An 18,018-nucleotide genomic window follows, 5' to 3' on the forward strand; every position below is an offset into this window, starting at 1 on the left:
TCCACGATAAGGTCAGCCACGCCGTCCTTGTTGCCCGTGCACGGCTCTCCGCGCGAGACGGCTGGAGCTATGCGAAGAATGCGGCGAGACCATCCCCGTGCGCCGTCGCGAGGTGCTGCCAGGCGTGCGGAGTTGCGTGTCTGGTCAGCGTCATCGTGACAAGACAGGCGCGCATTCAAGCATCAACCGCCGAAGCAACAAGGCAGCCAACTCCGCTTTTGCGCTCACCCTCATGGATCGATTGTAGTGCCGGCAAAGCTGGATCTGGGCACTCTGGCAGCAGCCAGCACGGGCAACTGTTTTTCTGTGTGCGCACTTCGTTCCTGAGCGCGTGTGTTCGCGAAATAGCTGCTGTCGCGCCCAAGCTGGTGTGCCTTAAGCGAGTGCGTCCCGTACTCCTCCTCGGCGCAGGCAGTGCACAGCCAGGCCGGTACGGCCGGCGTCCCTCAGGTGAACTACCAGCTAGAATACCAATCAGAGCGAGTATAGGTACGCCGCGATGTCGCGGGCGTCCGTGCGGGTTACGCCCATGTTCGGCATGCCGCTACCAGGTTCCGACCCTTGCGGATCCTCTAGCCAGCGCAACAAAGCCTCTGGATCATTGGAGAACTTGCCGGCGATCTCACTATGCTGAGCAAAGCGGGTGAGGTCGGGACCAACTTGCCCGTTGGCACCGGAGACGCCGGGTATGACATGGCAACTGCCACAGCCATACCGCCCGATTGCAACCTTGCCGAGTTGAGTATGCCCGCCGGTGATGAGCTCCGCTTGCGTGCGGGTTTTTTCCTGCGTTTGTACGTAAAGCACGGCGAGCGAAACGACGGCGGTTCCGATCGCGAGGACGAGCAGGCCGGCAAGCCACACCAGGCTGGACGAGGGCCGCCGGCTAAGCATGGGCCGGCCTCAGCAGGCGCCGCATGATCAGCAGCGCGGCCCCCGCGTGAACAAGGCCGCCCGGCACCCACATCAGCAGGCCGGCAACTTGCTGGTCCTCGGCCGGGGAAAGCCCGAAGGGCGCCATACCAAGGCGCGCGTAGCCAGCGTACCAAGGACTGGTCGCAAACGCCATCAATGCGCCGAGCGCGCCCGATACGATCGATGTCCCCACCAGACACAGGGCGGCCACGCCAGGAGCTGTCCGCCGCCCGAGCATGGCCGTCCAGAACAGCAGTGCGCTGATCAGAAATGAAAAATGTTGAGCGGCATGCCAGCGCTCGTCCGCGAGTGCCAAGTCAAACAGGGCCGGGGCGTGCCACAGCCACAGCGCTGCAGCCTGCAGCGGCGTTGCGGTCACCGCACCTGAAAGCAGGAGCCATGTCGCTTCGACCGGACGCAAGTTCGTGACGCTGCCGAGACTGCGTCGTCCTCCCGACGGGAAGGCCCAAAGCATGACGGCCAGCGGCTCTGCCAGAACAAGCAAGGGGGCGGCGACTAGCATGATCAATTCATGCTCGAACATGTGCGCGGCAAAGGAGCGTTCGCCGGCCTCATGCAATGGCGAGACCAGGGCGCCGGTGAGCACCAACCAACCGCTGCCGAATAGCCGTGCCCGGTGCGCTAGGCGCTCTGCGCCGCCGTGCGAGCGCTGGCGAAGACGCCGCCAGCCGATCGCGTACAGCGCCAGCGAGAGCATCAGCGGCGCCAATATCGATAGATCGAGCGTCCAGCCGGGTGGCTCAAGGTGGCTCCTGCCAGTTTCGTGCGCCTGTACCGGCACGAAGAGGCCGAATGCCAAAAGGATGGTCAGGACTAATGTGGCGGTCAGCCGACGCATGCGGGCACCATGGCGATAGCGAGGGTTTGGAAGGCAATTGCCAAGCAGAAGATCCCGGTCAGCGCCAGCGCCAAGCGGGCGAGCCACGGGTTCGCCAACAGCCCTTCATGCTTGTGCAGGGGCCAGGCAAACCGAAAGGAGACAGCGCAGAGCGCAAGGCTCGCCAGCCCCCACGCGAGGCCGAGATCCCAGCGCAAGCAATTCGCATGCAGCAGCGCCGAGAGGCCTTGCTCGAACAGGAACCAGGTGAACGGCGGTGTGGCAAGGGCCGCCCAGGTGCGCGCGCGGATGCTCATGCCACCCTCGGCGCCCAGTAGATCAGCAGGTAGAGCGGTAGCCACGCGAGCACCACGAAGGTCCAGTAGTTGGCATTGTCCTCCGCATCTGCAAATTGATCGTCGCCCAACTCGTGAGTGAAGAACCAGGTCGCCAGCACCGCGCTTTCGCCGCATTCGGTGACCACGTGCGTAGTGTGCAGCACCAGCAGCAGCCACATGACAGATCCATAGGCGTCCTGGTGCCAGGGCACGTGCAGGTGCGCAAATTCCAGCGCGCGAGGAATCAGCAGAATGGCCGCGGCGAGCGCCATCGCCGCCGTGCCCCAGCGTACGCCGCTCGCGCTCTTGCAACGCACGCAGCGCAGGACCCACCAGTTCGTCGCCGTGCTGAGGATCATGCCGATCGTAAAGACGGTGCTCCACCTGAGCCCGGGAGGCTGGTCACCCGATAGCGGCCAATGCGACGCCTGCGTCATCACGTAGAGGTAGGCAGCGGCCGCAAGAGCGAAGCCGGTTCCCTCGATCAACATGAAGCCGATGTTGCCCCACCACACCAGATGACGCGGGCCGCTTGCGCTGGCGGGCAGGTCGGAGAGGTTGCCAACGATTTCGATGTCACGGCCGAAGATCATGTGCGCACCGCCAGCGGCCCGGTCTTGGCGCGGCCCCGCTCCGGCCAAAACCAGCCGGTCAGCGCCGCGCCGATCGGCACAGCGCCGATGGCCACAGCCCAGGGCGTAAAGATGCTGCCGAGGAACATGACGGTCACCGTCAGCGCCGAAACCAGCGGCCAGATCGAAGGGCCAGCGCTTTTCTGGCGGTAGATCGGCGCGGCATCGATCACCGTGGTGACCAGCACCTCGCGCCGTTCGATGGCGATGCCGTCCACGACCTTTACTGGCCCTTTGTCCCACATCGGCGTCAGGCTGGAGACCACGGGTGTATAGGCGAAGTTCCAAGCGGGCGTGGGCGATGGCACCGCCCACTCAAGCGTGGAGCCTTCCCAGGGATTTGGGCCAGAAGGCTTGCCGCGCCAGTAGCTGACCAGCGCATTGCCGACGAAGACCAGCCCACCCAAGACCGAAATAGCGCTGCCGGCAGTGGCGATCTGGTTCAGCAGGTCCCAGCCCATGCCCTCCGGGTAGGTGTAGACGCGGCGTGGCATGCCCATCAGGCCGAGCACATGCATCGGTAAAAAGCCTAGATTGAACCCGCCGACGATCAGCGCGAACGCGACCATGCCCCAGCGCTCCGACATCAGCCGCCCGGTCGCCTTCGGGTACCAATAGCAGAACGCCCCGAAGAGCGGGAACATCGCCCCGCCCACCAGCACGTAGTGGAAGTGAGCGACGACGAAGTAGGTGTCGGTCAGCTGCAGGTCGAGCGCGGCCGAAGCCGTCATGATGCCGGATAGCCCGCCAATGACGAAAGTCGATACGAAGCCGATCATCCACAGCATCGGCGTCGCCAACTTCAGCCGCCCGCTCCACATCGTCGCGAGCCAGCAGAAGATCTGCAGGCCCGCCGGCAGGGCGATCGCCATGCTGGCCGCGGTGTAAAAGTCGTTGCCCAGCCGCGGCAGTCCGACTGCGAACATGTGGTGCACCCACAAGCCGAAGGCGAGCGCGCCGATAGCCATGATCGCCAGCACCAGCACTGAGTGCCCGAAGAGCGGACGGCGGGAGAACGTCTCGATGATGGAGGAGACGAATCCAGTCGCCGGGATGAAGATGATGTAGACCTCCGGATGCCCGAAGAACCAGAACAAGTGCTGGAACAGCAGCACGTCGCCACCTGCGCCTGGCGAGAAGAAGTGGGTGGAGACCATGCGGTCAGCGATAAGCATCGAGGTCACCAGCATGATCGCGGGCATCGACAGGATCGTCATGATCGAGGAGATCAGCATAGCCCACAGGAATACCGGCATGCGCGCCAGGGTCATGCCGGGCGGCCGCATCTTGAGGATGGTCGCCGCGATGTTCACCGAGGCAGCAAGCGCGGCGACTTCGGTGAAGGTGATCATCTGCGCCCAGATGTCGGCGCGGTGGCCGGGCGAGTACGAAGGGCCGGAGAGCGGCGGGTACTCGAACCAGCCAAGGTCCGGCGTGATGTCGAACGCGTGAGCGATCCACAGCGTCATCACGCCGCCCAGGTACAGCCAGAAGCTGAAGGCGCCCAGTCGCGGGAAGGCGAGGTTACGGGTGCCCAGCATCAGCGGTACCAGCCAGATCGCCATGGCCTCCACCACCGGCACCGACACCAGGAACAGCATGGTCGAGCCGTGGAGCGAGAAGCTCTCGTTGAACAACTGCGGGGTCATGCGCGTGTTTTCAGGAATCGAAAGCTGCCAGCGCATGTCGAGTGCTAGCATGCCAGCCAGGAACATCAGCAGCAGCGCGGTCATGATGTAGCGCGCCGCGATGCGCTTGTGATCCACAGTGGTGAGGAATCCCCAGAGCCCCGGCGCATCGGCCCAGGTGCGGTCGAGCTGTTCGATGCGGAGCTGATCGGGGATCATTTCAAACCTGCAAGGTATTGAGCTATCGCATCGGCCTTCGCTCCAGATAGCGGGATGGAGGGCATCGAGGTGCCGGGCTTGAGCGCCTGGGGCTGCGCGATCCAGCCCTGCAGTCCGCCACGGCTCATCGGCAGCGTACCGGCCGCGATTGAGCGGCGAGCGGCGACGTGAGTCAGGTCGGGGCCGGCGCGGCCGTTGGCGCTCATGCCGCGTACGGTGTGGCACGCAGCGCATGTCTGCGAGAACACCGCTTGACCGCGGCTTGCCTTTGCGTCGGACGCTTGGCTTGCGGGTCTTGCCTGGCCAGCAAGCCAAGCGTCGAAATCGGCCGGACTGTCGACTTTTACATCGAAGGCCATGTGCGCGTGCTGGGTGCCGCAGAACTCGGCGCACTGACCTCGGAACCAGCCCTCGCGCCGGGGCGTCAGGTCGAGCTGGTTGCGCCTGCCCGGAATCATGTCGAGCTTGCCGGCGACGTTAGGCACCCAGAAGCTGTGGATCACGTCGGCCGAGCCGAGTTGCACCCGAGTGGTCCGGCCGCGCGGCAGGTGCAGTTCATTCGCGGTCTCGACAAGGCGGCCGGTCGCCGGATCGCGGTATTCGATCCGCCACCACCATTGGTGTCCTGTCACGCGCACCAGCATGGCGTTCTGTCCGCGCGTGGAGAACAGCTCGCGGTCGGCTAGGAAGCTGCCGATAATCAGCACCGTCAGTCCAGCGACGATCAATCCAGTCGTGACCCAGACGCCGCGGTCCAGCGTGCGGTCGACAGCCGCACCTTCGCCCGCGCTCGACGGTTTGCGCACGCGCAGCAAACTCCAGACAAGCCCACCGATCACCAGCGTGTAGATCAGGCTGCAGACGGCGGTCATCAGCCAGAACAGCCCGTGCAAGGTGCTTGCCTGGTCGCCCCAAGGCGCAAGAGGTGTCTGCACGCCAGAGCAGCCCGCCAGCGCTAGGGCCAGGGTCAGGGCGACCCAGGCCCTCATTGTGGACCCGTCCATGCAGGCCCCACCGGCTCGCTCTTCTGATCGGCTTGCTGGCGGCGGCGCTTGTCCTGCGTGTGCTGCGGCAGATCTCGAACGTATGCCGTCAGTTGCCATAGCTGCTCGACCGGAATGCGCTGGCGAAAAGCAAGCTGTCCGTGCCGATCCGCGATCGCAGCATAGACTTGCGCAAAGCCGCTGCCCTGACGCCATTGGCCATCGGGAAGGTCACGGGCACCAGGAGCGTCATCGGTGTGGCACCCAGAGCACCCGTACCATCCGAAGTACCGGCCGCCCTGCGAGATTTGGTAAAGATTGGCTTGGTAGGCCCCAATGCGTGGATCGTCGTCGTTCAGAGGAGCGGTTTGTGGCAACGAAGGGCCAACTTGGCGCGCCTCGTTGCTGCAGCTACAGAGCGATACAGCCAACAGCCCGAACGCCGCTCGCGTGCTGAACCACATCGTCGTTGGCAGACCACCCCTCCCGATTGCCACAGTACCCTCAAGCTCATTGTTGCTGCTCTGTTGCGCACAACGCTTTCATGGCTTCCGAGTTCTCGCGAACGCAAGCTCCGAGCGATGGATCGGCTCACAATTGTTCACTGTTTTCGTATATCCATGATGCAGGTTAATTGGATCTTGGCTAAGTCGGGCCTGTGGGCACCAGCGCAGGACGAGCAGGCGAATGATCTTTTCTGGGCGGCGCGCCCAATAAATCCTTGAGAACGTTGATACCTGGTAAACTGTTGATTTAATCGCCCAACTCATTGTGCTCCTTCTTCGACGCGCAGTCCGCGATCGAGCAGGATACACGCGCCTTCGTACGTTGATCCGCACTATGCCGGCCATCTCGATCATTGTTCTCTCTAGGGGAACGTCCGGTTTGACGAGAGAGATTTTGAAAGGGCGCCGCATGCCTGAAAGTCTCGCAGCGGTAAAAGCCGACGACACAAGTGACGAGGGTGCGCTCGCGGCACAGCTTGTACGCAGCAGACACCACACAACCTCGCCATATCACAGGAGAGGCCTAGACCGCTTCGACAATCTGCATTGGGTGATCGGAACGGCGGCTTGGGATCGTACAACAGCTTAGGGAGAGACTATAGCTAAATGAGAAGTGAGGAGTGCCCACGCCGTTCGCCATTTTGCGGCTGCGACGCCCGAGTTACAGCGATCTATATCCCAGTTCCCACCTCACATGTTTGATCCCGTTTGCGCATTAGCCTTGTCGGCGCGAGGTCGCGCGCACCCATGAAACTGTCCGCGTCTACGTGAACCAACAGTCGCATTAGAAGGTTGATCGTACTACGGCTTACGGTCGAGGCTTTCTCACGTCGACAACACTGTGCCGAGTTCACGCAGCACGGGTCCTTGACAGCTTCCGCAGCGAAACAGCTCCTAGGGTTTCCAGGTTCACATAGGAGGACAAAGCAGTGTTGGTCATGACTTGTTAGATGAACCGGCAACCCAATCTACGACTTGGAAGGACGCGAAAGGCTCGCGCAGCACGCATGCTTCAACAAACTGCCGTACGCTGGTTGATCGCGAGAGCACTAGGCACGGCGTCCTCCGGCGGTGCAGAACTTGCAGTAGGCAGCTGCAATCGCCGTCATCAAGCTGTTCGCTCATCACTACCGCCTGCGGCTGCTCACTAGCCGATAACAGTAAATCTAAGGCTCCGCCCGCACTCGCGGTCGGTCCCACTATACGGGCACCGGCAGCGACAAGGCCGGAGCCAACGTAATCGCTTTGGAATTGGTCCGAGATGGCGATTAGCACAAGGTGGCCAATCATAGAGGCCCTCTCTATTTGACGTGTCGCACGCCGCCGGAAACGGCAGAGCTGATCAGCTTGTGTTAAACTTAGGCAGCCGACGCGACTGGAGTGGTTTGCTTTTCTTCGCCTAGAGCAGCGAGCTCCGGAACAGCCCTGGCTGACAAGGCGCGGTGCTTTTCCCCTTCAACGAAAGTGCGCCGGAATGTCGCAAGCGCTTGGCCGACAATCTGGTCCATGTTGTAGTACCGGTATGTCGCCAGACGGCCTACGAAGGTGACATTCTCTTCAGCCTTGGCGAGCGCCTCGTAGCGTTTGAAAAGCGTCTGGTTCTCTTCCCGGGGAATGGGGTAGTACGGATCGCCCTCCGCCGCCGGGTACTCGCGGGTGATGCTGGTTCTCTCGTGCTCCTGGCCCGTGAGGTGCTTATACTCAGTAATGCGCGTATAAGGCGTCGCAATGTCGGGATAGTTCACCACGGCCACTTGCTGGAACCAGGGCGTGTCCACCGTCTCGTGCTCGAAGCGCAGCGAGCGGTAGGGCAGCTTGCCGAAGCGATAGCCGAAGTATTCGTCGATCGGCCCGGTGAACACCAGGTGCGCGTGCGGGTATGCGCCGCGAACTTGGGCATAGTCGGCGCCGAGGAGCAGGTCGATGTTGGAGTTGTCGAGCATGCGCTCGAACATCTTGGTGTAGCCCTGCGCGGGCATCGCCTGGAAGCGATCGGCGAAGTAGCGGTCGTCGGTGTTGGTGCGCGTCGGCACGCGCGAGGTGACCGCCTTGTCGAGCTCCGAGGGGTCGAGCCCCCACTGTTTGCGGGTATACCCGCGGAAGAACTTCTCGTAAAGTTCGCGGCCCACGGCCGAGATCACCACGTCCTCGGATGTCTCGATCACCAAGACCGGCTCGGCGCGGGCATCGAGGAAGGCTTGGGTTTCCGCATCGGTCTTGAGGGCGAGCCCATAGAGCTTGTTGATCGTCGTGCGGTTGATCGGGATTGGCACCAGTTGTCCGTCCACCTTGGCGAGCACGCGGTGCTCATAGGGCCGCCACTCAGTGAATTGTGACAAGTAGTCGAAGATGTCGGCGCTGTTGGTGTGGAAGATATGCGGGCCGTATTGGTGGATGAGCAGCCCCGCGTCGTCGAGGCGATCGTAAGCGTTACCGGCAATGTGCGGGCGGCGATCGACGACGAGCACGCGCTTGCCGATGGAAGCGAGGCGCTCCGCCATGACCGATCCGGCAAAGCCCGCGCCTACGATCATGACGTCGTAGCTCGTCGGGGCTTCGGGCGGCCAGGTCGTCGGCGAAACCACCGGATGCAGCGCCCGACTGGTGAGCAGCTGCGTGTCGATCAGCCCGCGCATGCGGTCTACGGTATCGTCCCACCCGGTCTGCAACAGGAAGGTGTCAGCCTCCTTAAGCCAGGCCCCATCGCTCTGAGCGAGGGCAAGCGCTTGGTCGCAGGCAGTGATGAAAGCCTCGGGGCCATCCGCGATTGTCACTCCGGCCATCGAACCGTAGTGCCGCACCACATCGGTGATCGGCGTCGACACGACCGGCTTGCCGGCCGATAGGTACTCGGGCGTCTTTGTCGGGCTGATGAACCGGGTCGCCTCGTTGATGGCGAACGGCATCAACGCCACGTCCCAACCTGCAAGGTAGGCCGGCAGCTCGGCGTAGGACTTGCCGCCAAGGTAGAGGAGGTTGGCGCGCTGCGGCAGGTCGGCGAGATCGATCTTCACCACGGGACCAATGATGATGATCGACCACTCAGGGCGCGCATCGGCGAGCTGCCCCAGCAGGCTAAAGTCCATTCGCTCGTCGACGACGCCGTAGAAACCAAATCGCGGGCGCGGCAGGTCGCGGTGGTCACGTGGCTCTTCCATCCCGCTCCGGGCAACGATGAAGTGCTCTCGTTCCACACTCGACGGGAACGGGTGAACGCTGGCGTGGCGATCGCGCTTGGCTTCATAGAGCGAGTAACCGCCGGTGAAGACTAGATCGGCCGACTGTAGCAGCTGTGCTTCACGCGCGAGCAGCTCGGGCGGAGCAAACTTGAAATTGGCAAGTTCGTCCATGCAGTCGTAGATGACGCAATCGGCCTCCAGATGCTGCGAGAACGAAAGCATCATGGGCGTGTAGTACCACAGCAACAGCTTGCCATCGCGATTGGCCTGTAGGCCATCGAGCAGCACGCGAAGCGCCGCATCGGTACCTTGCTGATCGAGGCCTTCGGGAAGTTCCGGCGAGGCGACGGTCACGCCGCTCTTGGCGCAAGGGCGCAATGAAAGGCGCGCCTCGTTCAATCCCGCAACTTGCTTGGGCTCTTCCCAAAAGACAACGCGGTAGGACTTCGCCAGGCGTGTCATCAAATGCTGCGGGCGCTGGAACACGAAGTCCCATCGTAGATGACTGAAGCAGATGAGTAGAGGCTCTTGTGCTTGCTCACCGCACTTGTGAAATTTGCCGCAGCTAGAGGCTCTATCAGACATGCCAGATTCTCCGCGGCGGTACTTTACGGGGAACACAGTCCAGGGTTCCTTGTTCCAACATCATGACCAAATCGCCGCGAACAACATTTGATATTTACTTATATTAGTAACGCCTGAGGTGTCGGAATCTGATCCCTCTAAGGGGCATGGCAAATGAGTAACCTGGAACTCTGGGCTGGCGCCGAGTGTACCGTCAACCGCACGGGCGACGATTACAAAGATCAGCTGATCTTAACGGGCCACCACGATCGGTTAGACGACCTCGCCGCCCTTGCTCCTTTAGGGGTCAAGGCGCTCCGCTTTCCCGTTCTTTGGGAACGGGTAGCGCCCGATCCGCAACACTTGCCGGACTGGAGCTGGAGCGACCACGGTCTCGGCTTGTTGCAGGAACACGGCATTCGGCCGATCGTCGGGCTGGTGCATCATGGCAGCGGTCCGCGGCACACCTCGCTGATCGAGCAGAGCTTTGTTGAGGGACTTGCGGCCCATGCCCTGTCCGTTGCCGGTCGCTATCCTTGGGTGCAGGATTGGACACCGGTCAACGAGCCGCTCACCACGGCGCGCTTTTCGGCATTATACGGGATCTGGTACCCGCATGCTCGGGACGAGCGGACATTTTGGGCGGCACTGATCACCCAGATCGAGGCCACGCGTGCTGCCATGAAGGCCGTCCGCAGCATCAATCCGGCTGCACGGCTGATCCAGACCGATGACCTTGGCCGGACCTATGCCACTGCAGCTTTGGCCGAGCAGGCGGGCTTCGACAATGTCCGCCGTTGGATGGGCTGGGATCTGCTATGCGGCCGCGTCGACCGTACGCACGAATTCTGGGTTCGACTCTGCGACTATGGCTTCGAAAGCAGGCTGCGGTCACTTGTAGACGATCCCTGCCCGCCGGACGTGATCGGGGTCAATCATTACCTGACCAGCGACCGCTTTCTAGATCATCGCCTGAAGCGCTACCCCGCACACACACACGGCCAAAACGACTGGCAGGGCTTCGCCGACGTTGAGGCGGTTCGGGTTCTTGAGCCACCGACAGGTGGCCTCCGAGGCGCTCTGGCAGAGGCTTGGCAGCGCTACCAAATACCGCTCGCTGCCACCGAGGTTCACAACGGGTGCTCGCGCGAGGAGCAACTGCGCTGGTTTGCAGAGGCCTGGAGAACCGCTGGCGAGTTGCGGGGTTGCGGTGTCGACGTACGTGCGGTCACCGCGTGGGCGTTATATGGAAATACGGGCTGGAATACCTTGCTGACAGCGCGCGGGCTTTATGAGGCCGGAGCCTACGACATGCGCAGCGGCCAGCCTCGCGAGACGGCGATGGGGCACCTGCTAGCCGCGGTTGGCACCGGCGGGGAGCCGCCTGCCCTTGCTCAAGGTGCAGGCTGGTGGCGCCGTCCGGCGCGTCTGTGCCACCCTGTAGTGAACCGCCCAGCTGCTTTGCGGGCTCACCTTGGAGCCGAGATCAAGGGAGACAAGCGGCGTCCATTGCTGATCTTGGGCGCCACCGGGACCTTGGGGCAAGCGCTAGCCCGAGCATGTGCGCAACGAGATCTCGCTTGCCTTACGACCGGGCGTCAGCAGTTAAATTTGGACGACAGCTCCAGCATCGAAGCCGCGCTCGAACGGCATCAGCCTTGGGCAGTCGTCAACGCCGCAGGCTGGGTTCGGGTCGACGACGCCGAAGACGAGCGAGAACCGTGCATGAGAGCCAATGCCGAAGGCGCGACTGCCCTCGCTCGAGCATGTGCCGCCCGTGAGATCGCAACTGTCAACGTCTCTAGCGACCTTGTCTTCGGGGATGCAGCTCAGCAGAGCTATTGCGAGAGCGACCAGCCGGCACCTCTCAGTGTCTATGGCGACAGCAAGCTGCGCATGGAGAGTGCGGTTGCCGCGCTGGCTGGCGAGCACCTTGTGATCCGGACCGCAGCATTCTTCTCGCCGCATGATCCCTACAACTTCGCTATGGCGGTGGTGGATCACCTGCGGCGCGGAACGCGCTTCGCAGCGGCCGCCGATTATATGATATCGCCCACTTACGTGCCGGACTTGTGCGATGCGGCGCTAGACCTGCTTATCGATCGCGAGACGGGCATCTGGCACCTCAGCAACGAGGCGGCCGTAAGCTGGGCAGAGTTCGCCACCCAGGTGGCACGCGCCTGCGGGCTGGACGCGAGGCTGATAGACCCTGTTCCCGGAATGCAGCTTGGATGGAGGGCGCGACGGCCACGTGCCAGCGCGCTCGTGAGTGTAAAGGGGGCCGCGATGCCATCGCTGTCCAGTGCGATCGAGCGCTTCGCGCACGCATTGGCTTAGTCTGAGTATAGCCACGAAAGAAACGGGGCGCACAAGGTCCAAGATAGTGCGATACATCAATGAGAATACCATGAAATGGAGAGCTGAGGCCACTACCAGCGCTGGAAAGAAGACTTCGCCCTTTCCCAGGGGATTGGCATCGGCGACCTGCGGTTTGGCTCACCGATCCACAAGACCTGTCTTGGCCCGGACACGTACGATCGGGAAACTCTCAGACCTCGCCTTTGCCGAGCTGAACCGGCGCAATATCGTGCCGATCATTGACTTGCCACTTCGGCATGCCGGACTGCATCGGCAACTTCCAGAATTCCGACTTCTCCAAGCGATCCTGCCACTACGCGCTCGCCTTTGTAGAGCGCATTCCGTGGATACAGCTCTATACCCTGTCATCGACGTGTACATCTGCACGGGCCGACTACTTCACGGTTAACACCATGCGCCCGGCGCACCGCGCGATCGATAGCTACACGGTAGTGTGCCTGAGTTAGTGGCTTCGGCGCAAGCACGGGAAAGCCGGCAAGAAGCCGGGAGCCAATTTATTCTAGCACCTCTACGAGCAGTATGGACTCGTACATGCTACTCAGCTTGGTCGCGGCGCGCCCTAAGCGAAGGCGTGATGCGTTGTCCGAGAGCTGGAGGCAGGCAGATCCGCATGTCCAGTTCAATGGGCCGCGGCGGAGACGGGTTGTCTGGTGAGCCAAACAGGCAAGCCGCACAATACTGCGCCATCTCACTCTACCCGTAGCGCCGGCCTTGGCGGGGAGCCATCGTTGGGTCCTACGCTGCCAAGCGTCGTAGCATTGTTCTCACCTTACGTCCGGCGAGCGGATCGGACTAGGTGCTCCCGTCTCGTCGTTGGTCACGTCGGCGGTTTCCAGCTTCGCTCGGCAGGGCGGGCTTCCGACATGCCTGAGGTGCAGGGCTGCGCTCTTGCTGGTGCGAGAAGGAAGCTGTTCGCCATTGATAAGGCGGCAGTGAATGCTGCAAAGGGCCACTCGCCGCCGCAGAAGCGGTCTATCATCGATTGTAGAGTGTCTCGTCGGAATGTCTCGGAACAAAAGTTTGCCTGAGGGCACCGCCCTCGCCGTGGAACTGCTTAGCGCTTATCTGTTCAACAGCACGGTCGCCTCGCGAGACCTACCGGATCTCATCCGGTCGACAAGGACGGCACTCATCGAGGAGAAGGCTCCAGTTTTTGGCAGAGCCGAAACAACGAGTTTCGCTCGTGCGGTTTCCGTCCGGAGAAGCTTAGCCTCTCCAGAGCACATCCTTAGTATGATTGATGGCAAGCCGTATCGTGCTCTGCGACGCCACTTAACCGCCAACGGCCTTACGCCCGAGAGCTATCGAGCCCGCTACGAACTTCCAGACGATTACCCGATGGTCGCGCCCAGCTATGCCGCATATCGTCGTGCGCTTGCGCAGCAGACTGCACTAGCGAGGAGGGCTGTAGGGCGCAAAGCTCGCACTGACGAAGCAGTGGCACCGGCGGCGCAGGTGGCGCCCGCAGCCAGCTCTATTCAGACGAGTCCTTCGATGTCCGTCGAAGAGGACAACGGACCCAGTGGGAACGCGTCGAATGTCGGGGCAGAAGAGAATGGCGGGTCGGCGGGAAGGCGCGGTTCACCAGGCGAAACAGTGATCTCATTGGAGGTCAAGAGACCGCAAAGGGCTTTCGATGCCTGCTTGTCACCCGAGAGCAAAAGCAGCGAAACCCATTCGGCCCAACAACGCTCGAAGCTGAGCCGTTTTGAGCAAAGCGTCAATGAGGCCGAGGAGCAATCGCACGGGGATGGTACGGCAGCAGCCGCAAAAAGCGCGCTTTTTGGTGGTCTTGAGGACTGTTTGGAGCCTGCCGCGGCACGAGCAGCCGCCTCGAGCGGGCAGGATGAAAAAGCGCCTGCGCTCGAACCCCTAGCTCCTTTCCAGGCGCAGGATGAGCCTGTTGTTAAAGGTTCGTCACCCAGGTTGACTCTGATGGAAGCGATAACGCGCAAGCGAGCGGTGACGGCGCTTTACAACGGCAGTGTGATTAAGCTGGCGCCTCACCAGATCTTCGAACGTCACGGAGACTTGTTCGTAGCCGCGCTGAACCTTGGAAAAACCTGGAAAGCAGACGAGGAAAGGCGGCTTGGGCAGTTCAAGTTTGCCGGGCTTGGGAATGTAAGACTTCTTGAGGAAGCGATCACGCCCCTTCCGTCGTTCAAGGGCGAACTGCCGCGCCCCGAAGACATTCTTATACTCTCTATCTGAGCGGATGCCCCCGATCGCGGCATCGGACACAGTTCTCATGAGCCTGGCTACTCTCGGTAAGATGAAGCAGCTTCCACTTTCAAGCCAAGCCCAGGAGGCTGCTGCTCCGGGCTGCGACCAGCCTGGTGCGTATACGAGGTGTCATGCATTTCTGCTTTCTCAATGAGGCCGTCCAGGCGCTCGGGCTTCGTGTCGGTCAACTCGCTCGAGAACGCTTTGCGCCGGCGCTCCGCCGCTGATCGTGCGAGACTTGACCCGGCTGGGTGCCGATTGCGGCAAGGCGGTGGAGCGACCAGAGCACGCCCGTAATGGTGAGGACCGGTCGGGACGAAGGCGCTTAGGCGAAAACGGTGACTCCGTAGCGGCAATGTTCATCCGCGCTGCGCGACAGGCTGCGGACCGACGCTGGACTGCGCAGATCAGATCCGGCTCACCCACCAGCGAACGTGGAAATGAGTACGGTCAGCGCCAACCCCGTACCAAATTCTGGCGGGCTAGCAGCTCGTCCACGAAGCCGTGGGAACCGCCGCTTTCGTGCTTTTGATGGGGCATGCCGATGTCGCCCCGTGATGGCACAACGACGCCGACGTTCGAGGTGAGTACACCGCCACCATCGACGACTACGACGACGGAGCCTCGCCGAGCGTGCCGGCGCTGCGCGCAACGCCGCTGCTCAAGGACGGCACGCTGTTCGTCGCCAACAAGGCGGTCGGCGGCTCGAACCTCTCGATCGACTTCGGCCTCCACACCGCTTACCCACCCGACCGAACGACGCCGATGGCTCCGCCGGTGGCGAGTTGGTCGAGACCACCGCTATCGTCAGCATGGACCGCCAAGCCCACCTCAAAGCACAGTTCGACACGCTGGCGACGGCTGAGGGGCAGGCGCAGTACGCGGCCTGCGCAGTGGGGCTACCGGTCGGGCAAACTCATGCAGGTGGTCGTGCCGGACTTCCGCTTCAGCTACCAATCGCACTCGCTTGGACAGGACTACATGACCGAAACCCGTAACATGTACGTTGATGTGTTCGATCGCAACGTGTGCATCAACTTCCTTTATTTCTGGTAGAAGTAGTCTGGGAACCTTTCGGACTTTATACGAGCATGAACCGTCGGGCGGGTTAGCCGTAAATCCCGTGCGGCAGCGGCGATACTTTCGTATGGCTTACCATCGGCGAAAATCGGTCGCCTAATGTCTCGTCGAGAGTCTAAGCGCTGCCCCTCGTCCTCGTACCAGTAGCCAACGATCCCCTGCATTATCTTCCGCCTAATTTCGCTGGTGTTCGTGTTTAGCTGCGCCGCCGCCGCTTTCATGGTAGCATATCGCACTCCCGCAATGACGACCGGCCGGCCGTGCAATCGTGTTGAGCCGCCAGGTTGGGGCTTTCTCGCACCTCCAAAGGCGTAACTGGCGACCTCCCGCTTAATCCTGCTGCGTACCGTGTCCGGGGTAATGCCTAGCTCGCGTGCAGCTTCCAAGATCGACGAGAACACGCGGCCTTCGGCATGAACCTCCCGTATGCGAGGGTGATCGGTCGGCAACTGAGCTGCGCCTGTGGGAGATGTAACCGGATCACTCATACCTGCCGCCTACAAAAACTTTGCCGATCGTGAAAGGTCCAACCTATGTCCACTTACCCGGTCGAAGCAGGCGAGGCGGAGCCGTCTGTGCCCGCGTCACTGCGCGACCTGCCCGGTCTCCTCAAACCACCCACGTTCTACCTGCATTGCGGCACTCGTGCGACAAGGAGCGTATGCGCCGCATGCTCGAGGAGGAGGGCTGCACGCTCTACTCCGAAGAGGCGATGTGGGCCGAGATCCTGCGCGGCATGAAAGAGCTGTTATCGGCAGAGGACTTCGTCACCTGGGAACCGGCGGTGAAGGCGTGGTGGGATGCCAATGATCAGTCGCCACGAGCACCACGCCCTCAAAGCAGTGATCATCGAAATCCTCGATGTGCCGGCCAAGAAGGCTGGCAAGTACCTCGACTACGATTGTCCCGCCTGATCACCAAGGCGCCCAGAAGCTCACCAACAAGCACGCACCCGAGAGCAAGGTGCTCGAAGAGCTCGGGTATCGTACGATCGAGGCAGTTGTCGGTCCAAACGGACCTACAGCTGCTTCAATCAAGTTTCGCATATTCATCCGTTCATTGCCGACATACGCGCCCCTCCGCTCAGGTTTTTCGGTCATAGCGCAGGGGCTCGGCACCCCTAGCTGACGCGCCATAGCCGGCATGAGCTGGGACAGTCCGATCGCGCCCTTGGCACTGCGCGCTGCCGGATTATAGCGGCTCTCCTAGATCACAAGTGCATCGAGAAGACGGGTGGGAACGCCAGCCTCACATGCCGCCGCCGCCACGAGGCCGTAGTATTGGGCGCGACGGCGCTCGATGTCGAAGTTCAGGCGTGGATTGGGCCGGTATGACTCTCAGGTAAATCCTCCCGCTATTTGCAAGGAACGGTTTTGCGGCAGCGGTGAAGTTCGCGGGCCGCGCCTTGCCTCTCATCCACGCAGGCACCTTTATCGGGAAACTGGGCTCTGATAGACCGGCGAGAGCGGCGTCCCCTGGTCAGCGTCCTGACCCCTGAACGCGGTCATAGCGTCCTCAACGTCCCCGCCTTGAGAGACGCTGCCCCCCACCAGGATTAGGGGCACTGGACAGTGTCGCTTGTCCAAAGTCGAGCAGCACCGCGCCGAGCGGTCATTTCGCATGTTGATGCCTGCGTGACCCACTTGCTGATGGGGTGGACGCCCCCCGACGGCATCGATGTGCCATAGTGGAGGTGTTGATCACCACTAAGGGAGGCGTCCGTGTCGGAGGTTACCACAATCGGTTTGGATATCGCCAAGAGTCTTTTTCACGTGCACGCGGCTGACGAGCGCGGTGCGATGCTGTTCAGCAGGAAGCTGACCCGGGGCAAGCTCCTCGACTTCTTCGCCGGACAGCCTCGATGCATGATTGCGCTGGAGGCGTGCGGCGGGGCGCATCACTGGGCCCGCCAGCTGCTGGAGATGGGCTATACCGTACGGCTAATCCCGCCCGCTTACGTGAAGCCGTTTGTGAAGCGGCACAAGAACGACGCGATCGATGCTGAAGCGATCTGCGAGGCGGCGCAGCGTCCTGGCATGCGCTTCGTAGCAGTGAAGAGCGAGGAGCAGCAGGCCGCAGGGCTGGTGTTCCGCACGCGTGACCTGGCGGTTCGTCAGCGCACCCAGCTCACCAATGCGATCCGCGGGCACCTGGCCGAATATGGCTGGGTGGCACCACGTGGAAAAGCCAGCATGACGATGCTAGCCGACCTGCTTGACGAGGATGAGATGGCCTCAAAAGTCTGCCGGAAGCCGCGGTCCCGATGTTCAGGCTCATGGTCGACATGCTGGCCAAGCTTGATGAGCGCATCGCCACGCTTGATCGCGAGATCGCCAGGCGCGCCAGGGAGGATGAGGCAGCGCGGCGGCTGATGACCATCCCCGGCATTGGGCCGATCGCCGCGACAGCGATCGTCGCGCTGGCACCGCCGGTGGAGACCTTCCGCAAGAGCCGCGACTTCGCAGCCTGGTTGGGGCTTGCGCCACGACAGCACTCGACGGGCGGCAAACAGCGGCTCGGCAGCATCTCGAAGA

Annotated in this window: 14 protein-coding genes and 2 pseudogenes; 7 read left to right on the forward strand and 9 right to left on the reverse strand. The window is 62.0% G+C overall.

What is annotated here, in order from left to right; all coding sequences use genetic code 11:
• The first annotated feature begins 97 nt into the window (after positions 1–97).
• Positions 98–247, forward strand: coding sequence for a hypothetical protein (locus GV044_RS22765; protein ID WP_371741623.1), 150 nt, complete (start codon positions 98–100; stop codon positions 245–247).
• Positions 248–474: 227 nt separating this feature from the next.
• Here the strand turns inward: GV044_RS22765 and GV044_RS13920 are convergent, their stop codons facing one another.
• From GV044_RS13920 to glf, 8 genes are all read right to left on the reverse strand, one after another.
• Positions 475–864 carry a cytochrome c family protein gene (locus GV044_RS13920; RefSeq protein WP_159871830.1) on the reverse strand — a complete coding sequence of 130 codons (390 nt, stop codon included), beginning with the start codon at positions 862–864 and terminating at the stop codon, positions 475–477.
• A 22-nt stretch (positions 865–886) separates the two neighbouring features.
• Positions 887–1,774 (reverse strand): cytochrome c oxidase assembly protein, encoded by an 888-nt coding sequence (locus tag GV044_RS13925; RefSeq protein WP_159871833.1) that lies wholly within the window; start codon positions 1,772–1,774, stop codon positions 887–889.
• Positions 1,762–2,070 carry a hypothetical protein gene (locus GV044_RS13930; RefSeq protein WP_159871836.1) on the reverse strand — a complete coding sequence of 103 codons (309 nt, stop codon included), beginning with the start codon at positions 2,068–2,070 and terminating at the stop codon, positions 1,762–1,764. The genes GV044_RS13925 and GV044_RS13930 overlap by 13 nt, the downstream gene beginning before the upstream one ends.
• Positions 2,067–2,684, reverse strand: a complete 618-nt coding sequence (locus GV044_RS13935) for a cytochrome c oxidase subunit 3 (RefSeq protein ID WP_159871839.1) — start codon at positions 2,682–2,684, stop codon at positions 2,067–2,069. The genes GV044_RS13930 and GV044_RS13935 overlap by 4 nt, the downstream gene beginning before the upstream one ends.
• Positions 2,681–4,570, reverse strand: coding sequence for a cbb3-type cytochrome c oxidase subunit I (locus GV044_RS13940; RefSeq protein WP_159871842.1), 1,890 nt, complete (start codon positions 4,568–4,570; stop codon positions 2,681–2,683). The genes GV044_RS13935 and GV044_RS13940 overlap by 4 nt, the downstream gene beginning before the upstream one ends.
• Positions 4,567–5,559 (reverse strand): cytochrome c oxidase subunit II, encoded by a 993-nt coding sequence (gene coxB, locus GV044_RS13945; RefSeq protein ID WP_159871845.1) that lies wholly within the window; start codon positions 5,557–5,559, stop codon positions 4,567–4,569. The genes GV044_RS13940 and coxB overlap by 4 nt, the downstream gene beginning before the upstream one ends.
• The gene (locus tag GV044_RS13950) at positions 5,556–6,017 is read right to left on the reverse strand and encodes a cytochrome c (RefSeq protein ID WP_159871848.1); all 462 of its coding nucleotides are present in this window, start codon (positions 6,015–6,017) and stop codon (positions 5,556–5,558) included. The genes coxB and GV044_RS13950 overlap by 4 nt, the downstream gene beginning before the upstream one ends.
• A 1,400-nt stretch (positions 6,018–7,417) precedes the next feature.
• On the reverse strand, positions 7,418–9,592 hold the full coding sequence (gene glf / locus GV044_RS13955) for a UDP-galactopyranose mutase (protein ID WP_236554988.1): 2,175 nt from the start codon (positions 9,590–9,592) through the stop codon (positions 7,418–7,420).
• A 384-nt stretch (positions 9,593–9,976) separates the two neighbouring features.
• On the opposite strand from glf, the gene GV044_RS13960 reads away from it, so the two are divergent.
• From GV044_RS13960 to GV044_RS13975, 5 genes and pseudogenes are all read left to right on the forward strand, one after another.
• Positions 9,977–12,139 (forward strand): SDR family oxidoreductase, encoded by a 2,163-nt coding sequence (locus tag GV044_RS13960; RefSeq protein WP_159871854.1) that lies wholly within the window; start codon positions 9,977–9,979, stop codon positions 12,137–12,139.
• A gap of 260 nt (positions 12,140–12,399) precedes the next feature.
• Complete coding sequence (locus tag GV044_RS13965) at positions 12,400–12,627, forward strand: hypothetical protein (protein WP_236554989.1); 228 nt, start codon at positions 12,400–12,402, stop codon at positions 12,625–12,627.
• Positions 12,628–13,183: 556 nt separating this feature from the next.
• A pseudogene (locus GV044_RS22770) lies at positions 13,184–13,564 on the forward strand (MucR family transcriptional regulator); the annotation flags it as partial.
• Positions 13,565–13,675: 111 nt separating this feature from the next.
• Positions 13,676–14,392: a hypothetical protein gene (locus GV044_RS22200; RefSeq protein WP_236554990.1), complete on the forward strand. Its 717-nt coding sequence runs from the start codon at positions 13,676–13,678 to the stop codon at positions 14,390–14,392.
• Positions 14,393–15,037: 645 nt separating this feature from the next.
• Positions 15,038–15,460 (forward strand): hypothetical protein, encoded by a 423-nt coding sequence (locus GV044_RS13975; protein ID WP_159871863.1) that lies wholly within the window; start codon positions 15,038–15,040, stop codon positions 15,458–15,460.
• Between the two features lie 938 nt (positions 15,461–16,398).
• Here the strand turns inward: GV044_RS13975 and GV044_RS22775 are convergent.
• Positions 16,399–16,647 (reverse strand): hypothetical protein, encoded by a 249-nt coding sequence (locus GV044_RS22775; protein ID WP_371741624.1) that lies wholly within the window; start codon positions 16,645–16,647, stop codon positions 16,399–16,401.
• Between the two features lie 558 nt (positions 16,648–17,205).
• Here GV044_RS22775 and GV044_RS13980 point away from each other — a divergent pair.
• Positions 17,206–18,018: pseudogene (locus GV044_RS13980) on the forward strand (IS110 family transposase); the annotation flags it as partial.

Origin of the sequence: Novosphingobium sp. 9U (assembly GCF_902506425.1) — a bacterium.
Classification (GTDB): domain Bacteria; phylum Pseudomonadota; class Alphaproteobacteria; order Sphingomonadales; family Sphingomonadaceae; genus Novosphingobium.

Coding starts and splice junctions, on each gene's coding strand:
- GV044_RS13925 (WP_159871833.1), bottom strand. CDS start 1,774: ATGCGTCGGCTGACCGCCACATTAGTCCTGACCATCCTTTTGGCATTC.
- GV044_RS13930 (WP_159871836.1), bottom strand. CDS start 2,070: ATGAGCATCCGCGCGCGCACCTGGGCGGCCCTTGCCACACCGCCGTTC.
- GV044_RS13935 (WP_159871839.1), bottom strand. CDS start 2,684: ATGATCTTCGGCCGTGACATCGAAATCGTTGGCAACCTCTCCGACCTG.
- GV044_RS13940 (WP_159871842.1), bottom strand. CDS start 4,570: ATGATCCCCGATCAGCTCCGCATCGAACAGCTCGACCGCACCTGGGCC.
- coxB (WP_159871845.1), bottom strand. CDS start 5,559: ATGAGGGCCTGGGTCGCCCTGACCCTGGCCCTAGCGCTGGCGGGCTGC.
- GV044_RS13950 (WP_159871848.1), bottom strand. CDS start 6,017: ATGTGGTTCAGCACGCGAGCGGCGTTCGGGCTGTTGGCTGTATCGCTC.
- GV044_RS13960 (WP_159871854.1), top strand. CDS start 9,977: ATGAGTAACCTGGAACTCTGGGCTGGCGCCGAGTGTACCGTCAACCGC.
- GV044_RS22200 (WP_236554990.1), top strand. CDS start 13,676: ATGTCCGTCGAAGAGGACAACGGACCCAGTGGGAACGCGTCGAATGTC.